The 22,236-nt window shown below is 43.8% G+C and carries 25 protein-coding genes; 8 read left to right on the top strand and 17 right to left on the bottom strand.

All coding sequences use genetic code 11. From position 1 onward, the window contains the following. Nucleotides 1-13: 13 nt before the first annotated feature. From MTR11_RS13720 to MTR11_RS13710, 3 genes are read right to left on the bottom strand one after another with little or no spacing between them, the layout of a single operon-like run. Nucleotides 14-949, bottom strand: a complete 936-nt coding sequence (locus MTR11_RS13720; RefSeq protein ID WP_114323730.1) for a biotin-dependent carboxyltransferase family protein — start codon at nucleotides 947-949, stop codon at nucleotides 14-16. Continuing rightward, entirely contained in the window at nucleotides 946-1,629 is a 684-nt protein-coding gene (locus MTR11_RS13715) for a 5-oxoprolinase subunit B family protein (RefSeq protein ID WP_243327857.1), read from the bottom strand. Before MTR11_RS13715 ends, MTR11_RS13720 begins: the two co-directional genes overlap by 4 nt. Beyond that, on the bottom strand, nucleotides 1,629-2,384 hold the full coding sequence (locus tag MTR11_RS13710; RefSeq protein WP_243327856.1) for a 5-oxoprolinase subunit PxpA: 756 nt from the start codon (nucleotides 2,382-2,384) through the stop codon (nucleotides 1,629-1,631). The genes MTR11_RS13715 and MTR11_RS13710 overlap by 1 nt, the downstream gene beginning before the upstream one ends. Nucleotides 2,385-2,703: 319 nt before the next feature. On the opposite strand from MTR11_RS13710, the gene MTR11_RS13705 reads away from it, so the two are divergent. Both MTR11_RS13705 and galE read left to right on the top strand, forming a co-directional pair. After that, complete coding sequence (locus MTR11_RS13705; RefSeq protein ID WP_243327855.1) at nucleotides 2,704-4,662, top strand: diguanylate cyclase domain-containing protein; 1,959 nt, start codon at nucleotides 2,704-2,706, stop codon at nucleotides 4,660-4,662. 54 nt (nucleotides 4,663-4,716) lie between these two features. Beyond that, nucleotides 4,717-5,733 (top strand): UDP-glucose 4-epimerase GalE, encoded by a 1,017-nt coding sequence (gene galE / locus MTR11_RS13700; protein ID WP_243327854.1) that lies wholly within the window; start codon nucleotides 4,717-4,719, stop codon nucleotides 5,731-5,733. A gap of 334 nt (nucleotides 5,734-6,067) precedes the next feature. Here galE and MTR11_RS13695 read toward each other — a convergent pair whose 3' ends face one another. Further along, nucleotides 6,068-8,206 carry a TonB-dependent hemoglobin/transferrin/lactoferrin family receptor gene (locus MTR11_RS13695; protein ID WP_243327853.1) on the bottom strand — a complete coding sequence of 713 codons (2,139 nt, stop codon included), beginning with the start codon at nucleotides 8,204-8,206 and terminating at the stop codon, nucleotides 6,068-6,070. A 232-nt stretch (nucleotides 8,207-8,438) separates the two neighbouring features. Here MTR11_RS13695 and MTR11_RS13690 point away from each other — a divergent pair, with 232 nt between their 5' ends. Continuing rightward, nucleotides 8,439-9,326, top strand: a complete 888-nt coding sequence (locus tag MTR11_RS13690) for a LysR family transcriptional regulator (RefSeq protein WP_005395465.1) — start codon at nucleotides 8,439-8,441, stop codon at nucleotides 9,324-9,326. 76 nt (nucleotides 9,327-9,402) lie between these two features. On the opposite strand, the gene MTR11_RS13685 is transcribed toward MTR11_RS13690, so the two are convergent. Further along, nucleotides 9,403-12,036 (bottom strand): bifunctional acetate--CoA ligase family protein/GNAT family N-acetyltransferase, encoded by a 2,634-nt coding sequence (locus MTR11_RS13685; RefSeq protein ID WP_243327852.1) that lies wholly within the window; start codon nucleotides 12,034-12,036, stop codon nucleotides 9,403-9,405. Between the two features lie 236 nt (nucleotides 12,037-12,272). Here MTR11_RS13685 and MTR11_RS13680 point away from each other — a divergent pair, with 236 nt between their 5' ends. From MTR11_RS13680 to MTR11_RS13660, 5 genes are all read left to right on the top strand, one after another. Next, complete coding sequence (locus MTR11_RS13680) at nucleotides 12,273-12,842, top strand: SPOR domain-containing protein (RefSeq protein ID WP_005390018.1); 570 nt, start codon at nucleotides 12,273-12,275, stop codon at nucleotides 12,840-12,842. Nucleotides 12,843-12,991: 149 nt separating this feature from the next. After that, nucleotides 12,992-13,981 carry a D-alanine--D-alanine ligase gene (locus tag MTR11_RS13675; RefSeq protein WP_047010388.1) on the top strand — a complete coding sequence of 330 codons (990 nt, stop codon included), beginning with the start codon at nucleotides 12,992-12,994 and terminating at the stop codon, nucleotides 13,979-13,981. 128 nt (nucleotides 13,982-14,109) lie between these two features. Continuing rightward, on the top strand, nucleotides 14,110-14,496 hold the full coding sequence (locus tag MTR11_RS13670; protein ID WP_005395460.1) for a DUF3319 domain-containing protein: 387 nt from the start codon (nucleotides 14,110-14,112) through the stop codon (nucleotides 14,494-14,496). Nucleotide 14,497: 1 nt separating this feature from the next. Continuing rightward, nucleotides 14,498-14,809 carry a stress response translation initiation inhibitor YciH gene (gene yciH / locus MTR11_RS13665; protein WP_012842285.1) on the top strand — a complete coding sequence of 104 codons (312 nt, stop codon included), beginning with the start codon at nucleotides 14,498-14,500 and terminating at the stop codon, nucleotides 14,807-14,809. Between the two features lie 502 nt (nucleotides 14,810-15,311). Further along, complete coding sequence (locus MTR11_RS13660; RefSeq protein WP_243327851.1) at nucleotides 15,312-15,737, top strand: phage protein; 426 nt, start codon at nucleotides 15,312-15,314, stop codon at nucleotides 15,735-15,737. On the opposite strand, the gene MTR11_RS13655 is transcribed toward MTR11_RS13660, so the two are convergent. From MTR11_RS13655 to MTR11_RS13600, 12 genes are all read right to left on the bottom strand, one after another. Continuing rightward, nucleotides 15,726-17,189, bottom strand: coding sequence for a hypothetical protein (locus tag MTR11_RS13655; protein WP_243327850.1), 1,464 nt, complete (start codon nucleotides 17,187-17,189; stop codon nucleotides 15,726-15,728). The genes MTR11_RS13660 and MTR11_RS13655 overlap by 12 nt on opposite strands. A 182-nt stretch (nucleotides 17,190-17,371) precedes the next feature. After that, nucleotides 17,372-17,893: a hypothetical protein gene (locus tag MTR11_RS13650; RefSeq protein ID WP_064377237.1), complete on the bottom strand. Its 522-nt coding sequence runs from the start codon at nucleotides 17,891-17,893 to the stop codon at nucleotides 17,372-17,374. Nucleotides 17,894-17,956: 63 nt separating this feature from the next. Beyond that, entirely contained in the window at nucleotides 17,957-18,139 is a 183-nt protein-coding gene (locus MTR11_RS13645; protein ID WP_005457394.1) for a hypothetical protein, read from the bottom strand. Further along, the gene (locus MTR11_RS13640; RefSeq protein ID WP_005457391.1) at nucleotides 18,120-18,347 is read right to left on the bottom strand and encodes a hypothetical protein; all 228 of its coding nucleotides are present in this window, start codon (nucleotides 18,345-18,347) and stop codon (nucleotides 18,120-18,122) included. The genes MTR11_RS13645 and MTR11_RS13640 overlap by 20 nt, the downstream gene beginning before the upstream one ends. 13 nt (nucleotides 18,348-18,360) lie before the next feature. Then, nucleotides 18,361-18,831, bottom strand: a complete 471-nt coding sequence (locus MTR11_RS13635; RefSeq protein WP_123768039.1) for a structural protein — start codon at nucleotides 18,829-18,831, stop codon at nucleotides 18,361-18,363. A 2-nt stretch (nucleotides 18,832-18,833) separates the two neighbouring features. Further along, nucleotides 18,834-19,958 carry a CalY family protein gene (locus MTR11_RS13630; RefSeq protein WP_226420657.1) on the bottom strand — a complete coding sequence of 375 codons (1,125 nt, stop codon included), beginning with the start codon at nucleotides 19,956-19,958 and terminating at the stop codon, nucleotides 18,834-18,836. 3 nt (nucleotides 19,959-19,961) lie between these two features. Further along, complete coding sequence (locus MTR11_RS13625) at nucleotides 19,962-20,702, bottom strand: hypothetical protein (protein WP_243327849.1); 741 nt, start codon at nucleotides 20,700-20,702, stop codon at nucleotides 19,962-19,964. Further along, on the bottom strand, nucleotides 20,699-21,214 hold the full coding sequence (locus MTR11_RS13620; RefSeq protein WP_029826361.1) for a hypothetical protein: 516 nt from the start codon (nucleotides 21,212-21,214) through the stop codon (nucleotides 20,699-20,701). Before MTR11_RS13620 ends, MTR11_RS13625 begins: the two co-directional genes overlap by 4 nt. Then, a complete protein-coding gene (locus tag MTR11_RS13615) occupies nucleotides 21,215-21,601 on the bottom strand; it encodes a DNAase (RefSeq protein ID WP_104971700.1) in 387 nt (128 codons plus the stop codon). Beyond that, nucleotides 21,586-21,783 carry a hypothetical protein gene (locus MTR11_RS13610; protein WP_140346835.1) on the bottom strand — a complete coding sequence of 66 codons (198 nt, stop codon included), beginning with the start codon at nucleotides 21,781-21,783 and terminating at the stop codon, nucleotides 21,586-21,588. Before MTR11_RS13610 ends, MTR11_RS13615 begins: the two co-directional genes overlap by 16 nt. After that, nucleotides 21,780-21,923, bottom strand: coding sequence for a hypothetical protein (locus tag MTR11_RS13605; RefSeq protein ID WP_017636141.1), 144 nt, complete (start codon nucleotides 21,921-21,923; stop codon nucleotides 21,780-21,782). The genes MTR11_RS13610 and MTR11_RS13605 overlap by 4 nt, the downstream gene beginning before the upstream one ends. Continuing rightward, complete coding sequence (locus MTR11_RS13600) at nucleotides 21,923-22,231, bottom strand: hypothetical protein (RefSeq protein WP_025627790.1); 309 nt, start codon at nucleotides 22,229-22,231, stop codon at nucleotides 21,923-21,925. The genes MTR11_RS13605 and MTR11_RS13600 overlap by 1 nt, the downstream gene beginning before the upstream one ends. Nucleotides 22,232-22,236: the final 5 nt, after the last annotated feature.

The raw sequence follows: 22,236 nt of genomic DNA, 5'->3' as shown, positions 1-22,236 counted from the left end.
CTCAGAGGTTGTATTAATATCCAAAAAACTGAGCCCATTGGCACCATACTTCTTGCAAGCCTTGTCTATCTCCTTTCACAAAATTCACTTTTTGCCCGGGTTTCGCCTGTGCCAACCTTGGCAGGTCAATACGTGCTACACAGCCAAACTTAGGATAGCCACCGATGGTTTGATGGTCGTTGAGCAACACAATGGGATTACCATCGTTAGGAACTTGAATCGATCCTAGCGCAATTCCTTCCGACAGTACGCCTTCGTAAGGCGGTTTGATTTTGTTTCCTTCAAGACGATAGCCCATACGATTTGAATCAGGGGATATGGTGAATGCGTTGCTATAAAAGGCTTGGCGAGCGTCTTCATCAAAGTCCTCATTTTGATAGCCTTCAATCACTCTCAGCTTGATAGGTAAGTTGTAATCGGGCTTAAAGCGAAATGTCATCAGCCTTGGTTTGTGTTTCGGTAAGTTATGAGGAAAAAAGGGAAGAATATCGCCTGCTTTTAAAGCGCCACCATTTGAGTCATAACCACCAAGAAATTCTCTCGTGACTGTAGAGGCACTTCCTAAGTGCTGAGCAATATCGAACCCACCTTTAACCGCAAGATAGGATCGAAGTCCATTTTTTGCGACTCCGAACTGCAGCTTCTGCCCCTTCTTCAATATAAAGTCAGACCAATTTGAGATAGGCTCACCATCTACTTTTGCATTCAAATCACCACCACATATTGCAAGATGGCAGTTATGTAGTGCGACAAAGCAAGCGTTACCCAAAGTAATTTCAATCGCAGCACAATTGACTACGTTCCCAAGTAAATGGTTTGCCCAACTGTAGGCGTAATCATCTACGGGGCCACCTTGAGTCACGCCAATATGCGCTAAGCCAAAACGACCAAAGTCTTGAATCAAAGAAAGTGGCCCTGACTTTTCTACCAGCAATCCAGCGTAACTCATAGAACACCTCCTAACTCGATAAACTTTTGTTTGGAAATGGCACTAAACGTGACCTTGTCACCTACTTCAAACGGTATAAAAGGTGGCGTATCAGAGAAAAGGGGAAGCGGGCTTCTACCGATAATGTTCCATCCGCCAGGACTATCTGATGGATAGACGGCCGTTTTAGAGTCTGCGATTCCCACGCTTCCGGCTGGTACTCGCGTTCTTGGTGTAGCTAACCTTGGCATATGTAATTGAGTATCGACATCGGAGAGGAATGCAAAACCTGGAGCAAAACCAATCGCTGAAACCGCATACTCGGCCTGAGTATGTAAAGAAATGAGCGCGTCTAATGATAGTCCACGATCTTGAAAGCGGGACAAATCTAGCGCGGTTTCTTCGGAGTAGTATACGGGAATAGTGATGTGGTTAGGTTGAACAAGGCTGAGCGATTGAGTATCAAACTGACAGATCATTTGATGCAGTTTATGCACTAAATCTTTTTCATTGATTCGAAAAGGCAAGTAATCAATGAGGATGGTTTGATAGGAGGGGACCACGTTCATAATGATTGACGCTAAAGTGTCTTTGATGTTTCGAGCAAGTTCTCCGATCGCATTTTCAGAGATATTCTCGTCAAACTTAATGAAAATACTGCACTCAGAGATCAAAGAGATACTAAATTTCTCTTTATGCATTAATTTCCTCCCGCGTATAGGCTTTGACGGATCTTTTGGATCAGCGCGATCGACTCTTCATTGTCACCATGAACACAAATCGTATCGGCTTCCAGTAAAATGTAGCCGCCAGAAGCGGTTTTGACACGTCCAGAATCTGCTAACGTACGGACTTGCTCAAGTATCGCATGCTCACTCTTTAATACGGCATTAGGCTGTGTCCTAGGTGTAAGTAATCCGTCATCTTGATACAAACGGTCTGCAAATGCTTCAAACAGCAAGGGAACGTCATAATCATCTGCGATTTCTAAGTATTTTTCGTTTTCCTGTGACGCTAGAATCATTAACGGCACTTTGAACAAAGCTGCCGCCTTTACGACTGATCTAAATATCGCATCACTTTTCACCATGTCGTTGTATAACGCGCCATGAGGCTTTATATAGCTGATATCTGTGTATTGAGCCCGACAAAGTGCCTGTAAAGCGCCTACTTGGTATATAACCATGTTAGTAATTTCATCACCCGTCATGTTTATACTGCGCCTGCCGAAGCCTTGGAGGTCGGCGTAGCCCGGGTGTGCTCCAATATCAACATCGTTGTCGTTGGCGAGAGTGATAGTGTCGTGCATGACATTAGGATCGGAAGCATGAAAACCGCACGCGATGTTTGCCATATCAACATGAGGCATAACATCTTCGTCTGCCCCCATAATCCAAGAGCCAAAGCTCTCACCCATGTCGCAGTTCAATGTAAGTTGCTGTTTATTCAATGTCATACGTTTTATTTCTACACAAGCAATGGGTTCACGATGCAGGAAAATGCATCTAGGTTCAGTGACTCACTTCATTCTTCTATCATGAAAGCGAGGTTTATGATCTGATGGCTGACGAAAAAGATCACTTTAGTCCATAAAGATGTTGCCGTTATTTGAGTTGATCCGAATTTTAAGGTATTTCGTTCCTTTTCCATCCAATTATTGAGAATTTAAGGTTATTTTGCATTGGCATCGTGTTAATCTTGTCGCCCTTAATGGGTAATAGATTGCATAACAACGCTTCTGTCATTTTTAGTGGTTGTCTGCGACAGGAATACATATGTCATTACGAGCAAAGCTTATTTGGCCAATTTTGGTCTTTATAACGGCTATCTTTGTTATCTCAAAAGGTTATACCTCGTATACTGCATACCAATCGTCTAAGCATGAGTTGGTCGAACAAACGAGAAAGTTGATTAACAATGTTTCTTTCTCAATTAAAGATGCGCTAACGACAAAGAACAAGCAAAAAGCTCAAACTACTCTCATCAACTTTTTAAACCAGCCAAATGTTACGCGGGTCAAACTTTACGACCAAGATGATCAACCTTTCGTTGTTCTTGAAGGAAGTGGGGTATCAGCTCCCGTCCCTAATCAAACTGAAAGAAGCAAGTTACACGCGCTAGGTTATGCCTTATCAGCCAAATTTCTTTATGTTCTAGAACCGATTATTCACGATGGTCGTGTTATTGGCAGTATGAGGGTTACGCTTTCCCATCGTCCAATCATAGAAGCCCAACAATCTTTACTTCAAGATGGTGCTGTACTTCTTCTGTTGCTGTTCGCTGGTGGCACTATCTTTTACATAAGTATCAATAGGCTTGTTCTCAAACCTGTTATAGAACTGAGTCATACGATAGAGAGTGTGACACACGGACAAAATACGGATACTCAAGTTCGCTATTACTCCAAGGATGAAATTGGAGAACTCGCACATTCCTTCAATCAAATGATGAACAAGTTAACAACACGCGAGAAACAGCGGCAACATTCATTAGAAATGTTAGAACAAAAGCGGGCGTTTTCAGAAGAAGTCATTGAATCTATTCAACATGCATTAGTTATTACCGACAACTTCGGGCGTGTTATTTACTGTAATACTGCGACTCGGCAGATATTTCAAAAAAAGTCAGAGGAACTTGAACATGCCAATATCCGTGATCTAATTAAAACGAAAACACCGAATGAGCTGAGCCAAATCCTAAGTAGGGGGTTAGAATGCGATGACATTCACCTCAAAAATGCAGACAACGAACAGCAGTTGAGTTTAACCAGTCGTCGTTTGTCCACACATGGACACTTATTGTTTTCGATTCAAGATATCACCGAAATTGAAGAGGCCATGAGCAGGCAGCGTGTTGCGGGGCGTGTTTTTGAGAGCAGCCAAGATGGCCTCATCGTTCTTAATCATCGAGGTGTTATCACAATGGCTAACCCTGCGGTCACTAAGTTAGTTGGACTAGAGATGGATCAGCTTATTGGGAAGTCATTTATCCAAACACTTAAGTGGCGCAAGTTGCAGGAAATGATGCCTAGCATCATTGAATCGATAGAAAACTACGGGGTATGGCAAGGGGAAGTTATTGAACAGAACCATCTTGGCCAGTTTGTGCCGATGTTTGCAAGGGTTAATCGTATCGTTAAGTGTGAAGACAATGGGTTCTACGACCTAGTCATTGTTCTTACCGATCTTTCTGGTGCAAAAGAGATGGAACGACTTGAGTACTTAGCTCATCACGATGCACTAACGGGGTTAGCGAATCGCTCCAAGTTCCATTTAGAGTTGGAAGAATTAGTACAACGGTCGGGATACTTACGTGACGAATTTGCGGTGCTTTACCTCGATCTCGATGGTTTTAAAGAGGTTAATGATACCTATGGCCATGACGCAGGTGATGAAGTTCTGAAAAAAGTAGCCGAGCGTCTAACATCTGCGACTCGACATAGTGATTTAATCGCAAGACTTTCGGGTGATGAATTTGTCATGTTGGTTAATCCTGCCAACCAAAAAGTCGTCACCCGAATTGCAGAACAACTGCTCGAAAGCGTATGCACACCAATCGAGTACAAAGGTAACTCGCTCAAGGTTGGCGTTAGCATCGGCGTAAAATTGGTCGGTGTTAATGAGCGAGATGCCACTCGAGTGTTAAAAAGTGCAGATACTGCAATGTATCAAGCTAAAAAAGCCGGAAAAGGCCAAGCAATATTAATGGGATGTGAATTGCAGGAGACAGTTTAAATCGTAACGTCAAAGCTTTAAACTAAACCCATTCGCGTCAGAAGGAATGATAAAATGAAAGTACTTGTTACGGGTGGTATGGGCTATATTGGTAGCCATACATGTATTCAAATGATCGAAGCTGGTATGACGCCAGTGATTCTAGATAACCTGTACAACAGTAAGTCTACGGTCTTAGAGCGCATTGAAAAGGTATGTGGCGTAAAGCCAACCTTCATCCAAGCCGATATCAGAGATAAATCGACAATGGTAGAGGTTCTAAAATCGCACGATATAGAAGCGGTTATCCATTTTGCAGGTTTAAAGGCCGTCGGTGAGTCCGTAGCAAAACCTCTAGAGTATTATGACAACAATGTGAATGGCACTTTGGTATTGGTTGATGCAATGCGCGAAGCTGGAGTTAAATCGTTGGTATTTAGCTCCTCAGCAACTGTCTATGGCGATCCTGCTTCTGTTCCAATCACAGAAGACTTTCCAACTAGCGCAACTAACCCTTACGGACGCAGTAAATTAATGGTGGAAGAGTGTTTAACAGACTTCCAAAAGGCGAATCCAGATTGGAGCATCACACTTCTTCGTTACTTTAACCCTGTAGGTTCACATCCAACTGGTGAGTTAGGTGAAGATCCTCAAGGTATTCCAAATAACCTAATGCCGTTTGTTTCTCAAGTTGCAGTGGGCCGCCGAGAGTTCCTCTCTGTATTCGGTAGCGACTACCCAACGAAAGATGGCACCGGCGTGCGTGACTACATTCATGTGATGGACTTATCCGATGGTCACGTCGCTGCTTTGGAAAAAGTAGGTAACAAAGCTGGGCTTCATGTCTACAACCTTGGCACTGGCAATGGCTACAGTGTGCTTGAAATGGTGAAAGCATTTGAAACCGCAAGTGGTAAAGATGTTCCATACCAACTTGTTGAACGTCGTCCAGGCGATATTGCGGAGTGCTGGGCTGATCCATCAAAAGCAATGAATGAGTTAGGTTGGAAAGCGTCTCGCACTCTAGAAGAAATGACGGGGGATACATGGCGTTGGCAATCTAACAACCCTCAAGGTTACCCAGACGTCTAATTTTGATTTACATAATAATAACAAAAAGACGCATAATTGCGTCTTTTTTGATCCAAATCGGAAAAAATCGTAAATTACTGGTTAAAAGGTAGCAAGTCTATATAGAGCTGTTAAACTATGTCCGACTCTTAATTTGGGTTATAAATTTTCTCATAGCTATTGGGGTAGTTCATGGAACTCGGTCTGATCATCACTTTTATCATTGCAGCAGCAGTAATGGTGAAAAAAGAGATGGCAAAACAGTAAACTTTCATTTTTCATACTTTTCTTTACATTTTTGAAATGAAAGCCATAAAAAAAGCCAGCATTACGCTGGCTTTTGTGTTTTTAAGGTTTAGAACTCGTATTTAACACTAATGTTGTAATTACGCTCAGCTTGCGTTTTATCTCGACTTAACTCAGTCTTACCGCGAACATCGTTCCAAAGATGGTATTCTTCATTCGTCAGATTCATAACACCAGCATGAATGGTTATATCTTTCATTGGTTTGTAGTACGCCGTTAAGTCAACGACTGTCGCAGACGGCAAAGCAACTTGGTCTTTGATTCCGCCTTTATCACCATCAGAGTTGATATCACTGTTCGATTTCTTAGCCGTGTAGTTTACTTTTAGGCTTGTCCCCCAAAGTGCATTTGGTGAATCGTAATTTACCGCTGCCACTGCATTCCATGGGTTGACGCTGTTCAATGGGTTACCATCACCATCTTCACCTTCTGTGTATGCTGCAACAAAACGAGTTGTCACGCCTGATGGAAGACCGGAAATAGCATGCCAATCAAGACGGTTAGAGAGCTCAACCCCTTTAATATTTGCTTCATTAATATTGATATTTGTGAATTCAGTTAAACCACCATTATTTGATGACGTTTGCTCAATAAAGTCACTGTAATCACTGTAGTAGAACGCTACTTCAGTTGCAGACGCTGCAGTGTTATGACGGTAACCAAGCTCATAAGACAAACTCTTTTCAGATCCCAAATTTGGGTTAGGGCGGTTAATATAGCCATGAGACGGATTATCGTAGGTGTAGTAAAGCTCGTCGAACGATGGCGCTCGAAACCCTTGGCTCACTTGCGCGAAGATCGTGCCAGGTTGCGATATAGAGTAAGTTGCTCCTAAACGACCAGTTAATGCAGAGTCGCTAAACTTCTCGAATGACTCTTCAGAGGTGTTGGAAGGATTAGTAGAGAAGTAATCGTAACGCACACCTGGAGTCAGAATTAGCTTGTCATTAAGAAGTGAAATTTCATCTTGCAAGAATAAACCAAAGCTTTCTTCTTTTGCATCCGGAGTGTAAACGTAAACGGTATCTGGCGTGCCGGGATCGGAATTCAACTCGCGATTGGTATTACTGATGTCACTATGTTTATACGATATTCCGTAAACAATATAGTGATTTTGAATCTCTTTATCTAACTGAGTTTCGAATTCAAATTTGTCTTCAGTATATTCATAATCTTTTTTCTGTTGGTTGTCACCACTAGGCGGTACGTAAGGTGGATAACCTGGGCTGGCTTCGATAAAGCGATTAGACACGCCGTTTTCTTCTTTACCAATCCATGTAAGCTTGGACGTGATCGTATCCGAGATAGCTGCATCTGCAAACCAAATGTGCTTGAGCCCAATGCGATTTTGCTTGGTTGTGTCTTCAGCGTTGAAGTTTTTGTAACTTTTATGTGCGATCTCTGAGTCAGTCTCGTTGTAAATAACTTCTCCCAAGAACTCCAAGCGATGAGCGTCATTCAATTGAGATTGAAGTTTTACCAATAGATCGTTTTTGTAATAATCTTGGTTGTCCACAGAATAGTTATCGTAAGGTGCCTTAGAGAAATTTTGTAGATCTCCACCATCACGTCGTGTAAAGGCAATAAGTGCTTCTGTATTAGCGAAACGCTTTGCTAAAGCTACATGCTCACTAAAAGAGTTATCTTCCGATGAATAAGAAAGTTTTGCTTGACCACCAAAGTCTTTACCATCTTTGAGGAAATCCTTCGGATCTTTTGTTTCGAATGCGACAACCCCCCCAATTGCATCACTACCATGTAGACTAGAAGCTGCACCTTTAACAATTTCGACACTCTTTAGCATATCAGGGTCAACAGTAACGGCACTAGAATTGATAAACGAATATGGTCCACCGCTGAATACACCTGGTTGAGATGCACCGTCTACTAAGATTTTAACTCGTTTACCTTCCGTCCCGCGAATGTTAATACTTTGAACGCCTTGGCGTTGAGTGCCATTAACAGTAACTCCTGGCGTATACTCGAATAGATCATTCAAGTCCTTTACCATGTTTTCTTCGATTTCTTTCTCAGAAATAACGGCAACAGACGCAGCAACCGTATCCATGGTTTGGTTGGTACGGGTTGCCGACACAACGACTTCTTCAAACTTAGAAACTTCTTCCGCATAAGCAGTCTGGGAAAGGGCAACTAAAATCGAGGCTGACAAAATTGATTTTTTATACATTGGCTTCAATACCTTAGATCCATAATAGGTAACAACAAACGGGATATTAATGGATCTAAATAATAATTACTATCATTACCATTGTCATTTATGGTTTTGTCTTGAGTAGAACTCTTAGGTTATGAGCATTTCTAGTCTTTAGTTATCAGTGTGTTATATTGTTTAACGTTAGTTCTTGATAAGATCATCCAAATACAATCAATGTGACAAAAATCACATTAAGAGAGGCCATGTGCAGAGTCCAATTACGTTAGAAGCGCTCCATATTCTGGATGCCATTGACCGAAGAGGGAGTTTTGCAGCTGCTGCGAATGAGTTAGATAGAGCCCCGTCATCACTGAGTTATCAGATCCAGAAACTCGAGCAAGACTTAGACATCATTATCTTCGATCGCTCTGGTCACAAAGCCCATTTTACTGAAGCAGGAAAGCTCATCCTTGAAAGAGGACGAGCCATTTTACAAGCCAGTGAAAAGTTAGTGAATGATGCAACGTTATTGGCGAATGGCTGGGAACTGGATATTACCATTGCCTTTGATGGCATTATTCCTATATCCAATTTCTTCCCTATGGTTGATGCATTGGCTGAAGTAAGCTCAACACGAGTCAGACTGCAAGAAGAGATCTTGGCTGGTAGCTGGGAATCGCTGAATACAGGTAGAGCGGATTTACTGATTTGCCCATCACTGGATACACTTCCTCAAGAAGTCAAATCAGAAAAAATTGGTAAAATGAGCATGTTTTGGGTAGCGGCAGCTGATCACTATGTTCACAAGCGTAGTGGTAAGTTTGATGAGGCTGCGCGAGAAAAGTACCGAATCATTGCCATTGCAGACACTGCACGCGAACAACCTGCGCTCTCAATTAATATCATTCAAAAACAGCCTCGCTTGACCGTCACCAACTTTACGGCAAAAGTAGATGCGCTCACTGCAGGTTTAGGCATTGGTACGTTACCAAGCCAAATTGCACAACCTTTGATTGATAGTGGCGTATTGAAGCGAATCGAAGGTACAGAAGAGCAGCCGATGGATATTATCTTAGCATGGCGCCGAAATACCATGGGTGAGGCGAAATCCTGGTGTATTCAATACTTGAAAAAGAATTGGAAACTAAAGTAACAACGTAACTTTTACTTCTTAGGTTCCCATTGCTTATCGAATCTAAGAAGTAAAGTTATCGCTAATGCTTTATTTTTCAATTTAAAGGAAGCACCATATCTGCCGTACCATCGGCAAACTGAACATCGACTTCAAATCCCAGGTTTTGAGCTAACATCAACATCCCTCTGTTTGTAGGCATGGTCATTCCAGACATTTGCTTTGTGCCTTTAATCTTGCAATAGCTGATAATTTTCTGCATCAGCACTTTACCTAAGCCTTTTCCTTTCAAATCTGAACGAACCAAAATAGCAAACTCAGCATCACTATTATCTGGGGTAATCAATGCGCGGGCTACGCCTATGATAGACGGTCCGTCGGTATTAAACGCTACCGCAACAAACGCCATTTCGCGGTCATAGTCGATTTGAGTGAAGTTTGCCAAAGCCTCATGGTTGAACTCACCAACCTCAGAAAAGAAACGCTTATAGAGATCTTCTTTCGATACGCTATTAATGAATTGAGCATGCAGCGGCTCATCTTCAGGCAGGATAGGGCGAAGCAGGATAGGTTGGCCATCTCGAAGCGTTACAGTTTCGACAAATTCTGCCGGAAAAGGACGAATCGCCAGACGTTTTTGCGCATCTCCCTCGTATTTACACAGTGTGATGTCCGCATCGAGGATAGTTAAATCGCTTCCCGACACTAATACTGGATGGATATCCAGTCTTTGTATTTCTGGCAACTCAACCGCCATTTGGGAGATACGAACTAAGAATTTCGACAACTCACTAATATCGAGCGCATCTTTGTGTTTCTGCAGGCGAATCTTTCCAGACTTTAAAGCAACAACGACAAGGTAGCGTGCAAGCGTCATGTTCAAAGGAGGAAGTGCAGCGACGGCATCTTGAGCGATGTTCCATTCAGATCCACCTTGACCAAGTAAAATGACAGGCCCAAATACCTTGTCGACCGCGATACTGATTCGCAACTCCTCCGCGCTGCCAAGCTTCGCCATGCCTTGAACTAGCAGGCCGTGTACGTTTGCAGATGGGTAACTGAATTTGACGGTATCTAAAATCGATTGTGCAGCGTTAGAAACTTCTCGACTATTTCTCAAATTAAGCGCCACGCCGTGTACGTCTGATTTGTGAGGAATATCAGGAGAGCGAAGCTTCACGGCGACCGGGTATCCAATATTTTCTGCCATGTGAACAGCTTCGATTTCATCCGATGCTATCCAAGTAGGCAAAACATTAAAGCCAAAGAGCTTAAATAATGGGCTAGTTTGGTGTGTATCCAGTGCAACTGTATTTTTATCCAGTAGTCGTTCATCTACCCATTCTTTTGCAGAATTTACGCTACCTGAGTGCAGCGGCTCTGCTGTTGTTGGCGTTTCCATCAACTGTTTCTGGTTTCGCCTGTATTCAACGAGGTGCATGTACGCAACGACCGCGCTTTCCGGCGTACGATAGGTAGGTATCCCCGCTTGAGTGAATGCCAGTCGAGCATCTCGAGATGTTTGTTCCCCAGACCAGTTAGTTAGGACATTAAAATGTTTATGTCGAGGGTGATTCTTGATGGCTTCAATAACCGCCAAAGCCGTTTCATAAGAATCAGACACGGCAGAAGGACTGTGCATAATCAAGATCGCATCTGCACAGTCGTTATTCATCAGTGCGTTAATGGTTTCAATGTAGCGTTTTTTTGTTGCGTCACCTGACAGATCAATCGGATTTCGAGCGCGCCAGTTGGACGGGAGTACAGTTTGTAACTGCTCAATGGAAGCGTCATCAAGCGTTGCGAGCTGGCCACCACGTTCAATCAAAGTATCAACGGACATAACAGCAGGGCCGCCGCCATTGGTGATGATCGCTAAACGCTCCCCACGAAGTGGCACAGAATGCGTGAGTGTTTCTACCGCAGCGAAGAGCTCATGCGTATTGCTGACTCGTAACATACCAGTTCGACGAATGGCAGAATCGTAAATTACATCAAGCGTATCACCATCTTGCTGTTCGAAAGTATTCATCTCTTTAGAGCGGCCCGCTTTTAATACCAATATACGGCGGTTCCGTGAAGCAGCTCGCGCAGCAGACATAAATCGTCGAGCATCCTGGATATTATCCACATAAAGCAGAATAGCTTCCGTATTCCCATCCATACTTAAGTAATCAAGCAAATCTGCAAAATCGATATCCTGTCCGCGTCCAATCGAAATGAACGAAGAAAAGCCAATATTCTTATCATTTGCCCAGTCTAACACTGTGGTACAAACCGCCGCAGATTGTGAGATGAACGCAATTTTTCCGGGCTTAGCCGCAACAGGAGAAAACGTGCAGTTAAATTTGTGCCAAGGCAAGATAATACCTAAGCTGTTCGGTCCTAAAACTCGAATATTCAATGATGAAATATTTAAAGGCTGAGCGTCATCAGAGATAACAATCGCAAACGGCGTGCCTCTCTCATCTAACTCTTTAAGCAGTTGCTCATTGCGTGAAACGTTCGTACATAAAATCGCAATATCTGGCGTATAGGGTAGGGAAGCCACATCCGGGTAGGCTATAACTCCGGATACCGCTTTGTATCGCGGCGTTACTGGCATAATCGCGCCACCAAATCCACTTTGTAGAAGGTTACGCATAACGACATGCCCTGCTCGCAATGCTTTTTGAGATGCACCAATAACGGCCACAGAGTTGGGTTTAAAGAGTTTATGTAGTTTATTCATGCTGACTCCTAGCCGTTTGCAAGTAACGTTTGCCTATCGGTTTCATATCAATCATAAACGAATAATTTATTGATAAAACGCCTTCAGACCAGACATTGCATAAAATGTGGACGATGCTTATGGAGTTTGTGTTATTCATCACATCAAAATCACAGATTATTGTATTTGATGCTTGATAAACGGCCCTGCTATCGGCATGATTTATCGTAATATTTATCCAGAGCATTTGTTACTTCATGAAAAAAATCGCAATCATCGGCTTGTCAGTCCTGCTTTCTGCTTGTGCATCTGAAACTTACATCACAGACGTAACTTCTGAAAGTTATCGAGAGGACTACAAATCAGATCGTATCTCTAAGCCAATTATGGCGTCTGAAAACGCTGTAGTAGAAAAAGACGTACAACCAACTGTTGTGAAAATGACGGCAAAGCCTGAAGAGAAGAAAGTAGTCAAGCTAACGCCAAAAGAGCAGGCGAAGCCAGTTAAGATCGTACCACCGAGTAAAAAGCAAGCTGGCATTCAACGATTCGGCTATACCATTCAAGTCGCGGCTGTGGGTAGCCAAGCGAAAGTCGATCAGTTTGCAAATAAGCTGCCACAGAACGGACAGCCAATTTGGGAAAACTACAAAGTCGTCAACGGTACTAAGTGGTTCTCAGTTTTATACGGAGACTACGCAACAAGCGCGGAAGCCAAGCAAGCGATTTCGACTTTGCCTGCTCAATTTCAGCAGTTAAGACCATTTGTTAAAAGCATTGACGCCATTAAAAACTCAGCTTACCCAACGCTTAACAAATTAAACTAACACATCAAATAAGGGAGCGAATAGCTCCCTTATTTATTTGTTCAAATCCTACTCGAACAAAATTCCTCACACTAAAATTACTGTACGTCACACTTCAAAGGTTTATCATAATAAATAGTATCTTTTGTAGGTCACGGAAAGATTGATTCATGATTAAAAATATTCTTCTACTATGCGGCGGCGGCTCTTCTGAGCACGAGATTTCATTATTGTCTGCAAACTTTGTCGAACAACAATTAAATCTTATTGAAGACGTTCACGTTACACGCGTAGAAATAAAAAACGAAGGTTGGATGACCAACCAAGGTGAGTTGGTTTACTTAGATCTCAATACCAAGCAGTTGTGCTCAAGTGAATCTAATCAAACCATCGATTTCATTGTGCCTTGTATACATGGTTTTCCAGGCGAGACAGGTGATATTCAATCTCTGTTTGAAATCGCAGGCATTCCTTACCTGGGTTGCGGGCCAGAAGCAAGTAGCAATAGCTTCAATAAAATCACATCTAAGCTTTGGTACGACGCTATCGGCATTCCCAATACGCCATACTTATTCTTAACGCGCAACGATGAAGAAGCTCATGCTCAAGCTCATAAAGCGTTTGAAAAATGGGGAAAAGTCTTTGTCAAAGCCGCTCGTCAAGGGTCATCCGTTGGATGTTACAGCGTCACAGAAAAAGATAAGCTTTCCAATGCAGTAAATGATGCGTTTGGGTTTTCTGACCAAGTGTTGGTTGAAAAATCAGTAAAACCACGAGAGCTTGAAGTTGCTGCATATGAGATGAATGGCCAGCTGCACATAACGAAGCCAGGCGAGGTTATTGCACCTGACGGTGCTTTTTACTCGTACGATGAAAAGTACAGCAGTTCAAGTCACTCGCTCACCGAAGTTGAAGCGAAGAATCTAACCCAAGCACAATTAGATGCAATTCAGCACGCATCTGAAAGGGTATTTAAGCAAATGAATCTTCGCCATTTGTCTCGTATCGACTTTTTCTTAACGGAAGATGATGAGATTTACTTAAACGAAGTAAACACATTCCCAGGTATGACTCCTATCTCGATGTTCCCTAAAATGCTTCAAAATAACGGGCACAAATTCCATGAGTTCTTGGAAGATTGTATAAACAGTGCAAAGTGATTAACGTTATCGAGGCGCGTTTTATGATAGAAATTGTTTTCTAGAGCAAGGTTTATTCAAGCCGTATTTGAATATTGCTCAGTAGCAATTATGATTATATCAACGCATTAAACAGATGACTCAGTGGTATGGCGATTTCAAACTATAGAGGTTTTAACCTGCAGTCAGGCGGACCAGATGGCAGTATTTGGAAGGTTAAAATCAAGAACCACGTCTTACAAGGTAGTTTGACGGCGGTAAAGAAAAGCATTGATTGGTGGTGCGATACCGCATCAATTATTGATCCCAAAGAGTTTGCTGCGCTTGGACAAAGAGCGCAGCAAGTTGGTGGTGCAAAATCAGAAGTCTTTAACGGTTATACGATTCAAAATGATACAGGTCAGCCCAACTCTTGGTACTGTATGTTTAATGGTAAACTGATTAAGGGTAGTAAAACTGCTATTCAACGTCATATCGAAGCTTATTTAGTTGCAAAGCAAAAAGCGATGCAAGCTCAACAACAAAAGAAACAATAGAATGACTCTGGTATATTCAACAGAAACCGGTCGAATTAAGCCGGAAGAAGAGAAAACATCTCGCCCCAAAGGCGACGGTATTGTACGAATTCAGCGCCAAACGAAAGGACGTAAAGGTAAAGGTGTATGCATCGTTACAGGTTTAGACTTGGATGATGCACCTTTAAAATTATTGGCTGCAGAACTCAAAAAAGTCTGCGGCTGTGGTGGCTCGGTAAAAGATGGCAATATCGAAATTCAAGGTGATGCTAGAGACAAGATCAAAGCGCATCTTGAAAAGAAAGGCATGACAGTCAAATTAGCCGGTGGTTAATTTATATTCAGGAAAACTCAGAATGGCGTCTAAAAATAGACGCCATTTTTTATTTTAGTAAGTAATACGCTAATTGAAGAACAAGCAATCGCAGATTGATAGATCGATATTAGCTATTTTATGGTAAATAGCCATTATGTTTAATACTCACATTAAAGGCTTTAAATTTCAAATTCACAGAGGAATAGGAGTGCTCATTGGCAACATTTGGCGTACGAGCACATTCAATTTAACATAATATACATAATGCGTACTAAGGGGTAATTTGTTAACAAAGGCTAACTCTTTGATTAAGCGTTTCATAAGTGTCTGATAACCAAGCCGTAATTTTTTATTTTGTCGATTTTCATAACGCAAGTTACTTGTACTATTCGTGACGTTCGTTTTGTGCAATCAACGAAAAACCACTAAAACCCTGACCGCCACATAATGTTGCGTTCGGTAACGCCCAAAACAACAAGAAAAATATTTTTAGTCAGTTATTCAATATGCGAGCGTTGTCATGTTTCACGAATCATTCCGCACACTCTTTTGGCGTGAGTTTACCTCTATCAAGCAAGGCGCTGAATATTTTCATGTGTCTAAACCGACGATTACCCGTTGGCTCGATGGCACGGTTCCAATCAACCCAATGGCAGAAAAACTCCTGCTCATCAAGTCACTTGGTTACTTGCCTAATGACATTCGTTGGTCTGGATTTCGTGTTGATGAGAAACGCGCGGTGTTAATCACACCGTCTGGCCGTGAGTTCAGCCCTAAAGAATTGGAAAGTTTTGTGTTTTGGCGTGACGAACATCGTCAGTTTGTGGAAATGTACGGACACTTTGAGTATCCCAAGGTTTATCCTGCTAAAGAAAACGTTTTACCGTTTCGTGGCGGCCGTCGAATGAAAGCCGCCGAATGGATACCCAGTAAATTAAAAAGCTAGCTTTCCTAATATCGCGCCCCATAAGACTTGAAGAGCACTCCAATGCTCTTCCCAGTTTACGGTTAGTATGCCTATAACAACCTGAATAATAATTAAAACGAATACATACTTTGAATACTTTTTATGGTATTCAAGGTTTTCAGATTGTATAAGCTCGTTAGTCATCAGTTTTTCGTTGTTGATGTCAAGCTCTAGCTTCCCTAAAAGGATTGATACTCTATCCAGCTCCTTCTTTAATATAGGTAAATACTCATCAGTACCTTCAGAGAAATACATGCTGTCACAATTTTTATTAATTGACGTTATCGCTTTTTTGCATTCGCTTATTTCAGTGCTTAGTTTGTATAGAGATTTGTACTTTTGATTTGACGATTGTTTTTTCTCTAGGATTTTAGAGTGCTCACTGTCAATTCTTGTATAAAAATCATGTAGGTAGTTTATAAAAGAAAGTATGTGGTGTGATTCATTTAGATTACAACTCCTTGTGATATAAGAAAAGCTCAGGCCTCCTAGACTTTGCTTTTCCTTTTCTTTTAGTAAGGACTTCAAGTAAAAGTAATGGAATGGTGACTTAAATCTACTGTGCAAGTCATCAAAAATCACCTCATTCTCTAACGGCATCACCCTTAAAAGCTCTGCTGGTCTCCCATCAAAACTGAAACTGTAATCTCCCTCACGCTCCTCACTACACAAGGTTAAGTAGTCTTCTTCCGCATCGAGCCAGAAGTCCATGCCCGAAATGGCCTTATCGAGAGTTTCAGATTTTATACCAAGCTCATTTGCGACACTTTTCATGAAATGAACAGCCTCACCATGCACTTGATTAAGGTTTGATTCTAATCTTTTAAGGGCTTGGTGCTCTGGTCGTGCATAGGTCCTTGAGCCAAAGTGTTTGCTAAAAGGGTTGTAACATAAAGGGACTTGCTTCTCTTTAATGTCAGAGACATTAATATCCTTTAACAGAGCTGTCGTATGCTCTTTGCATCCTAAATACAAAGAAAGGAAAAGAACGCCTCTGCTCATAGAGTAAAAATAAACTGAGCAATCATGAAAAAATCGACTCTTAAAATTAAGGCTGGTGACGTCTGGGTAAATACGTAGTTTCTCCCCCTCTGGAGCAAAGAAACCAAAATTGGACCAGTATTCAAATTCAGACGAAGCTTTGATTTCAAACTGACTTTCTAGGCTTGTGTATCTATCCTTCTTTTTTTGCCACTTCTTTATCTTGTCAATATCTTTAACGTTGACTTCAATTAAAAAGTGAACCCCCTTTGCTTGCCATTTTAACTTCGGGTCAAGAAAACTGTATGTTACTAGCTCTCTAGATTTATTGTTTGTTTTCTCATACTCAAGGTAACCCGCTGACGCCAACTGTATTCTTTTGCTAAATAACCATGGGACTTTATTTACAGCTTGACAGAATGTTTTTAGTAAAAAATCAGATATTTTCATTAGCTTGAAGTATAGATGCGGAAGTAATTGACTAATTGTATATCAGAAGCCTAAAAAGCCGAACCCCATCGCTAAGGGTTCGGCTTTTTTAGGCCTCTACTTTGGTGGCATTCGTTTGAAGCCTGTCGAGGTCAATCGACCCGCCAAAAGTATCGGCTCCCTACTCGCTGTGTAAATCGTCATTAGCTATCACTTGAAATCTGTCGCGAGGTTTCGTTTTCGCTTTCATGTGTCTCATTACTATTCGTTGAATCAGTCGAATTTGAGCCGTTAATCTTTTTCCACTCTCGAAACTCCACCGATTTAGCCTCCCAACCTCCAAAGACGGATAACATAAGGAGTATGGTTCCGAGCGTTAAAGATATCTCTGTGGTTCGCTGGAATATGGGAAGCAACGTCTGAACGTATCTAAGTTGGTATTTGGCCATTGAACACTGCGTGTAGGCATTCGTAAGCGTTTTGCAATCAAACTCTAGTATGTTTTCAATCTGTATTTTCTCGATTCTTTCCGCCTCAAAGAGGTTGTACTTTCCATCCTTTTCTACAGGTAAGATCACCAAGCTGATTTGCATAAAGGATAGTGTGGCAAGTGTCAGAATAAATATCCCCGCTTTTCGCCAACTAACATAATGCTCTTTATGATTTAATGCCCATTCAACCCTGTCTGATATGCCAAGTAAAATTCTGATAAAAAAAGCTTTCATGTTCTTAAATCCACTCCATTTTTCGTGGACAAAGTACCATGAAAGCCTTTGTTTTTAATATGACTACTTACGCATATTTTGAGCTTCAATAACGAGAACTTTTTCTCGCATTTCTTGAAGCCCCTGAGTAAGAGCTCGGTTGATGCTTATTTGATACTTGAGGTTCACGGCCATCAAGAAGAACATCGCCACCGACTCAGACGAAAAGCCCAAACCCGATAAGGCGTTAATTAAGGCGTTTTCCATCCAAGCCCCCTACTTTTTTGCTCGGCTTCCACTTGTCCGGCAGTGATTCATAGGCACCAATCACGGCAGGAATCGCCAAGCCAACCGCACCGCCGAAATTCACGCCTGTGTCGGTCATTTCCACGCTGAATAAATGGCCGTAGCCCGTTGCCGCAGCGATAACAGAGCCGAGAAGCGTTAAGCCTTTTAATGTTGAACGTTCAAACATGTTATGTTTCTCCTTAAACCAGATTGACGCCTTTCAGCACCGTGTGTTTGCTGTAGTGGCGACCCACTTCCATGATGCTCATGGCGTGAAGGACTTCGACCAACAGCGGCTTGTTGTTCACTAAATCAATGCGCTCATCCATACCGACGCCCACACGACCCGCGACAAAGCGTGCATAGTTGGCCGTGTGGTTTTCGTTTGGTGGCGCAAAGCGGTGAATAATTTCGGTTAGCGTGTGCAGTTCATGACGTAGTTGGTAGTTACGCAGCAAAATCGCTCCCGCACGAAAGCCCCATTCGGGCGCTTTAAAGGTTTCAAAGGCTTTATCACGTGACGGCGTCACCTTGCCTTTCCACGCATTAGGTGCAATGCGAATGTTAAGCGGGTTATGAATGCGAATCCCGCGAACGCTTGATGTGGTTGAGGTTGTCATAGTAAAGGCTCCAATCCCTAAGAGTATGATGACAAAGATAAACAGCGGCATAACTACACCGCTTGATAGTTGGCTGAGCTGAAGTAATTCAAGTGCACAGGCGATTCCGAGTAGTACGCCATGATGACGGTGGTTGCATCGGCAACCGCTCCGCGCACACTGACTTGGTCATAACGAGTTTTCACCACTTCGGCGGGTAAGTTCTGCACGGTGTAATATCCTGGCGTGCCTTTTAAACTCGCAAAGATAAGGTGCTTTTCCATGCCAAACGGCATCAGAAACTTACTCACGTTGAGGTGGACGCCCGCTTCAACATCTGCTTTGCTGAATTCGCCAAACGACTCCGTTAATCGAAAGCGGCGCGTGGCGGTATCGCTCGGCGTCAGGTCTGGAATGGTGTCCAGTTCATCAGGGTTTAAAAACACGCCCGCACTGACTGGACTTGAAGTGAACTCGCCCAAGCTGGTATCTGACTCCACAAAGTAAGCGTATAAACCGCCCGCTTGGAGTTTGATGCCGTGCAACCATGCTTGTGAAAACTGGTTAAACCCAGCTTCGGCGGGGATCTGCGCTTGTGCCACATACCCGACGAAATCGCCGTTTGCATCAAGTTCAAGCAAACCAAAGCGCACGGCGGTGTTCTTTTCACCACGGAAAAACAAGCTATACGATTGATTTTCCGGCACCCACGCGGTGCCCTCATCGTTGAGTGCTCGTAGCTCTCGGTCAAAAGGCGCACTGAACACACTGAAATGCAACACTCGACTGTTTGAGCCTGTCGCCAGTAAATAGGACGCTTTGGCTGTGTAATCGAACTTCTCAATATCACCGCCCAGACTTGAGTACGCCACGCTGTGATAGTCGCTCACGCCATCAATCGGCACGACTTCCACACCCCAACCCACGGGAGCCGGACGGCCAAAACTGCGCCCAAGGTGCATTTGGTTGGCGGCTTGGTCTTTGTAGGTGTAGGCATTGGTGAGCCAACGCAGTTGATGCGGTGAGCCCATCGCCAAATCAACACCGGAATGCGATAACTCAGGGTTTACCAATAGGTTTTGCGGTGCGTCGCTTGCGCTCTCTGCACTGGCGGCCTTGGCGTCGTCGATGCAATCGGCCAAGTATTCAATTTTGTTGCGTGGGTCGCCGTTGGGTAGGTTCTCTCGTACTTGTCCCATGCGTTAAATCTCCATAGTCGTGACGGTGTCACCCGCCGTGCCTGTTAAGGTCATGTCGGCCGTGCTTTCAATGGTGATGCGTTCGCCCGCTTCCAGTTCAAACGCATCAATAAACACCGAGGCGGTGTTAGCTTTCGCCGCCTTAATCGTGATGGCTTTGCGCGTGGCGTTTTGTGCAATGTTGTGCGGGAACACGCTCACCGCTTCGGTGATGAGATTTCCACTGACTTGCTCATCCACTTTGACCACTTGCGCGGCTTCGAGCGTGACCGCGGGCAATGCGGACACTTCCACCGATGGTAATGACGTCACCGCCAATTTCTGATTGGCTGCCAGTTCAACAGCAGGCAGCGCAGACACTGCCAGTTGTTGATTTGCTGCAATGTGTACAGCAGGTAATTGGCTCACTGCCAGTTGTTGATTGGGCGCGATTTCTACCGCGGGTTGCTGTTCAATTACCACATTCGGCAGGGCTTGAACCACAACGCCTTGACCCTCAACAGGCGGCGTAAATGTCCCAAAACCAAATTGAATTTCAATCTGGTTGTCGGTGCGGCTTGAGATAAGCAAACGCCCAAGGTGTTTACCCTCGCCCACGTTAAACACCGACGACTTGCCAAGAGTGACGCGCTCACCGGACGATTCCCGATAGATTTCGATTTCAGCTTGCGCCGCTTTCAGATACAGCCAATTGCCATCTGGCGTCAGCGGGATGGCTTGACCCGCTAATAGTTGCGTGTTCATCGTTTCTTCACCATTACGTAGCCAAGCACCAACACAAGCACGATTGCTAATACCACCATCATCTTGCTTGTTTCGACTTGCCCGCCGTCCTGTTTGAATTTCGCCAAGTCCATCATGGCTTGCAGATTCTTCGAGTTCTGCGCCGCTTGGTTGCCCGCCAGTCCCGCCAACATATCGAGGTTTTCACTGTTGGTTGAGGCGTACGTTGCCAAGGAATCGCCCGCAAAATCGGCCACTTCATCAATGGCGGTTTCGGCAATGTCGTGCGTGGTGTCCATCGCTTCAAGCGAAATGCGCTCATTGCTGTTGAGCATTTCCCCGCCAAACTCAAAGGCCTGTTCGCCAAGTTCCATGGCGGCATTCACTGCGCCGTGGTCGGTCATGGTGGTGTTGATGGTCGAGTTATTAACCCCCGAAATCGCCACACCAAGGTTATCGCCACTAATGGCATTCTGACCGCTGACGTTAGTGGTGTTACTGGTATTGCTCGATTTTGATTTAGAACTACCCATTTACTGCACTCCCAAATCCAAACGAATAAAGTCACCGTCTTGCTTGGCGGTCACACCAATCGAACGCACCAAACGGGCGACGCCATCAAAGGCGGTGTCGGCGGTCATGGATGACATGCCCGCCGCTTTCACCACTTTGCATAACTGGACAATTCCCGAACGCAGACCGCGACCCGCGACGCCCCACAAAAAGTAGTTATCCCCGTCTCGCTCACCCGCAATGATGAGATCATTTTCATTGCTGATTAGGCGATACAGACTCACGCGGCCATCCTTGACCGCTTTGCACAATTCAACGTACGCATCAGGGCAAGCGCGAAACGCGGGCTTGAGTTCACCAAGCGCACGTTTCGATTGCGTCACGACTTCAATTACTTCTTTTTCCATAGCAACACCGCCGCAATCACAATCACTACAAGAATTATCAACGTGGTGGAATTGCCCCCGCCCATATTGATATTGCCTACCGATAGGCTGCCACTTGATTCACCATCGGCACCGCTGACCGCGGGACCACCGTTGGCGCTAATTGGCATCGAGCCGGAATTGCCTAAAAGCCCACCAATCATAATTTGAATCCTTTCTTGTACAGGACATAACACACCAGAAGCAGACCGAGCACCCATCCGATGCGGTCAAAACCGCCCGAGACTTTGATGCCCGCCCATACGCCCACCGCACCTGCAATCAGGTATGGAATAAACGGCATTACTTCTTCCCCTTAGCGACGTAGAACATCGCCAATAACAACAGTACGAACAGCATTCCCATCATCAGGTGCGTGGTGGTCACCCCCGCAAACGCGGAGGTGTACACAGGTTCACCTGTGGGTTGTTGGTAGTCGTTATTGTGCTTTCGCTGTTCATCTGGATTGCTGGATTCGACGCGTTGAGCTTCGTTCTCAATCTTTACGCCGAGCCAGTCTTTGCCCAAATCGGTGACGTCGGTCATCAGTTCGCCGCCCGTTTCTAAGACGCCATCCCAAATGGAACCCCACATGCTTTGCTCTTGCGCCATAACGC

It is taken from the genome of Vibrio sp. CCB-PB317 (assembly GCF_022808245.1).
GTDB lineage: Bacteria > Pseudomonadota > Gammaproteobacteria > Enterobacterales > Vibrionaceae > Vibrio > Vibrio diabolicus.
This window is presented reverse-complemented; position numbering and strand designations above follow the sequence as displayed.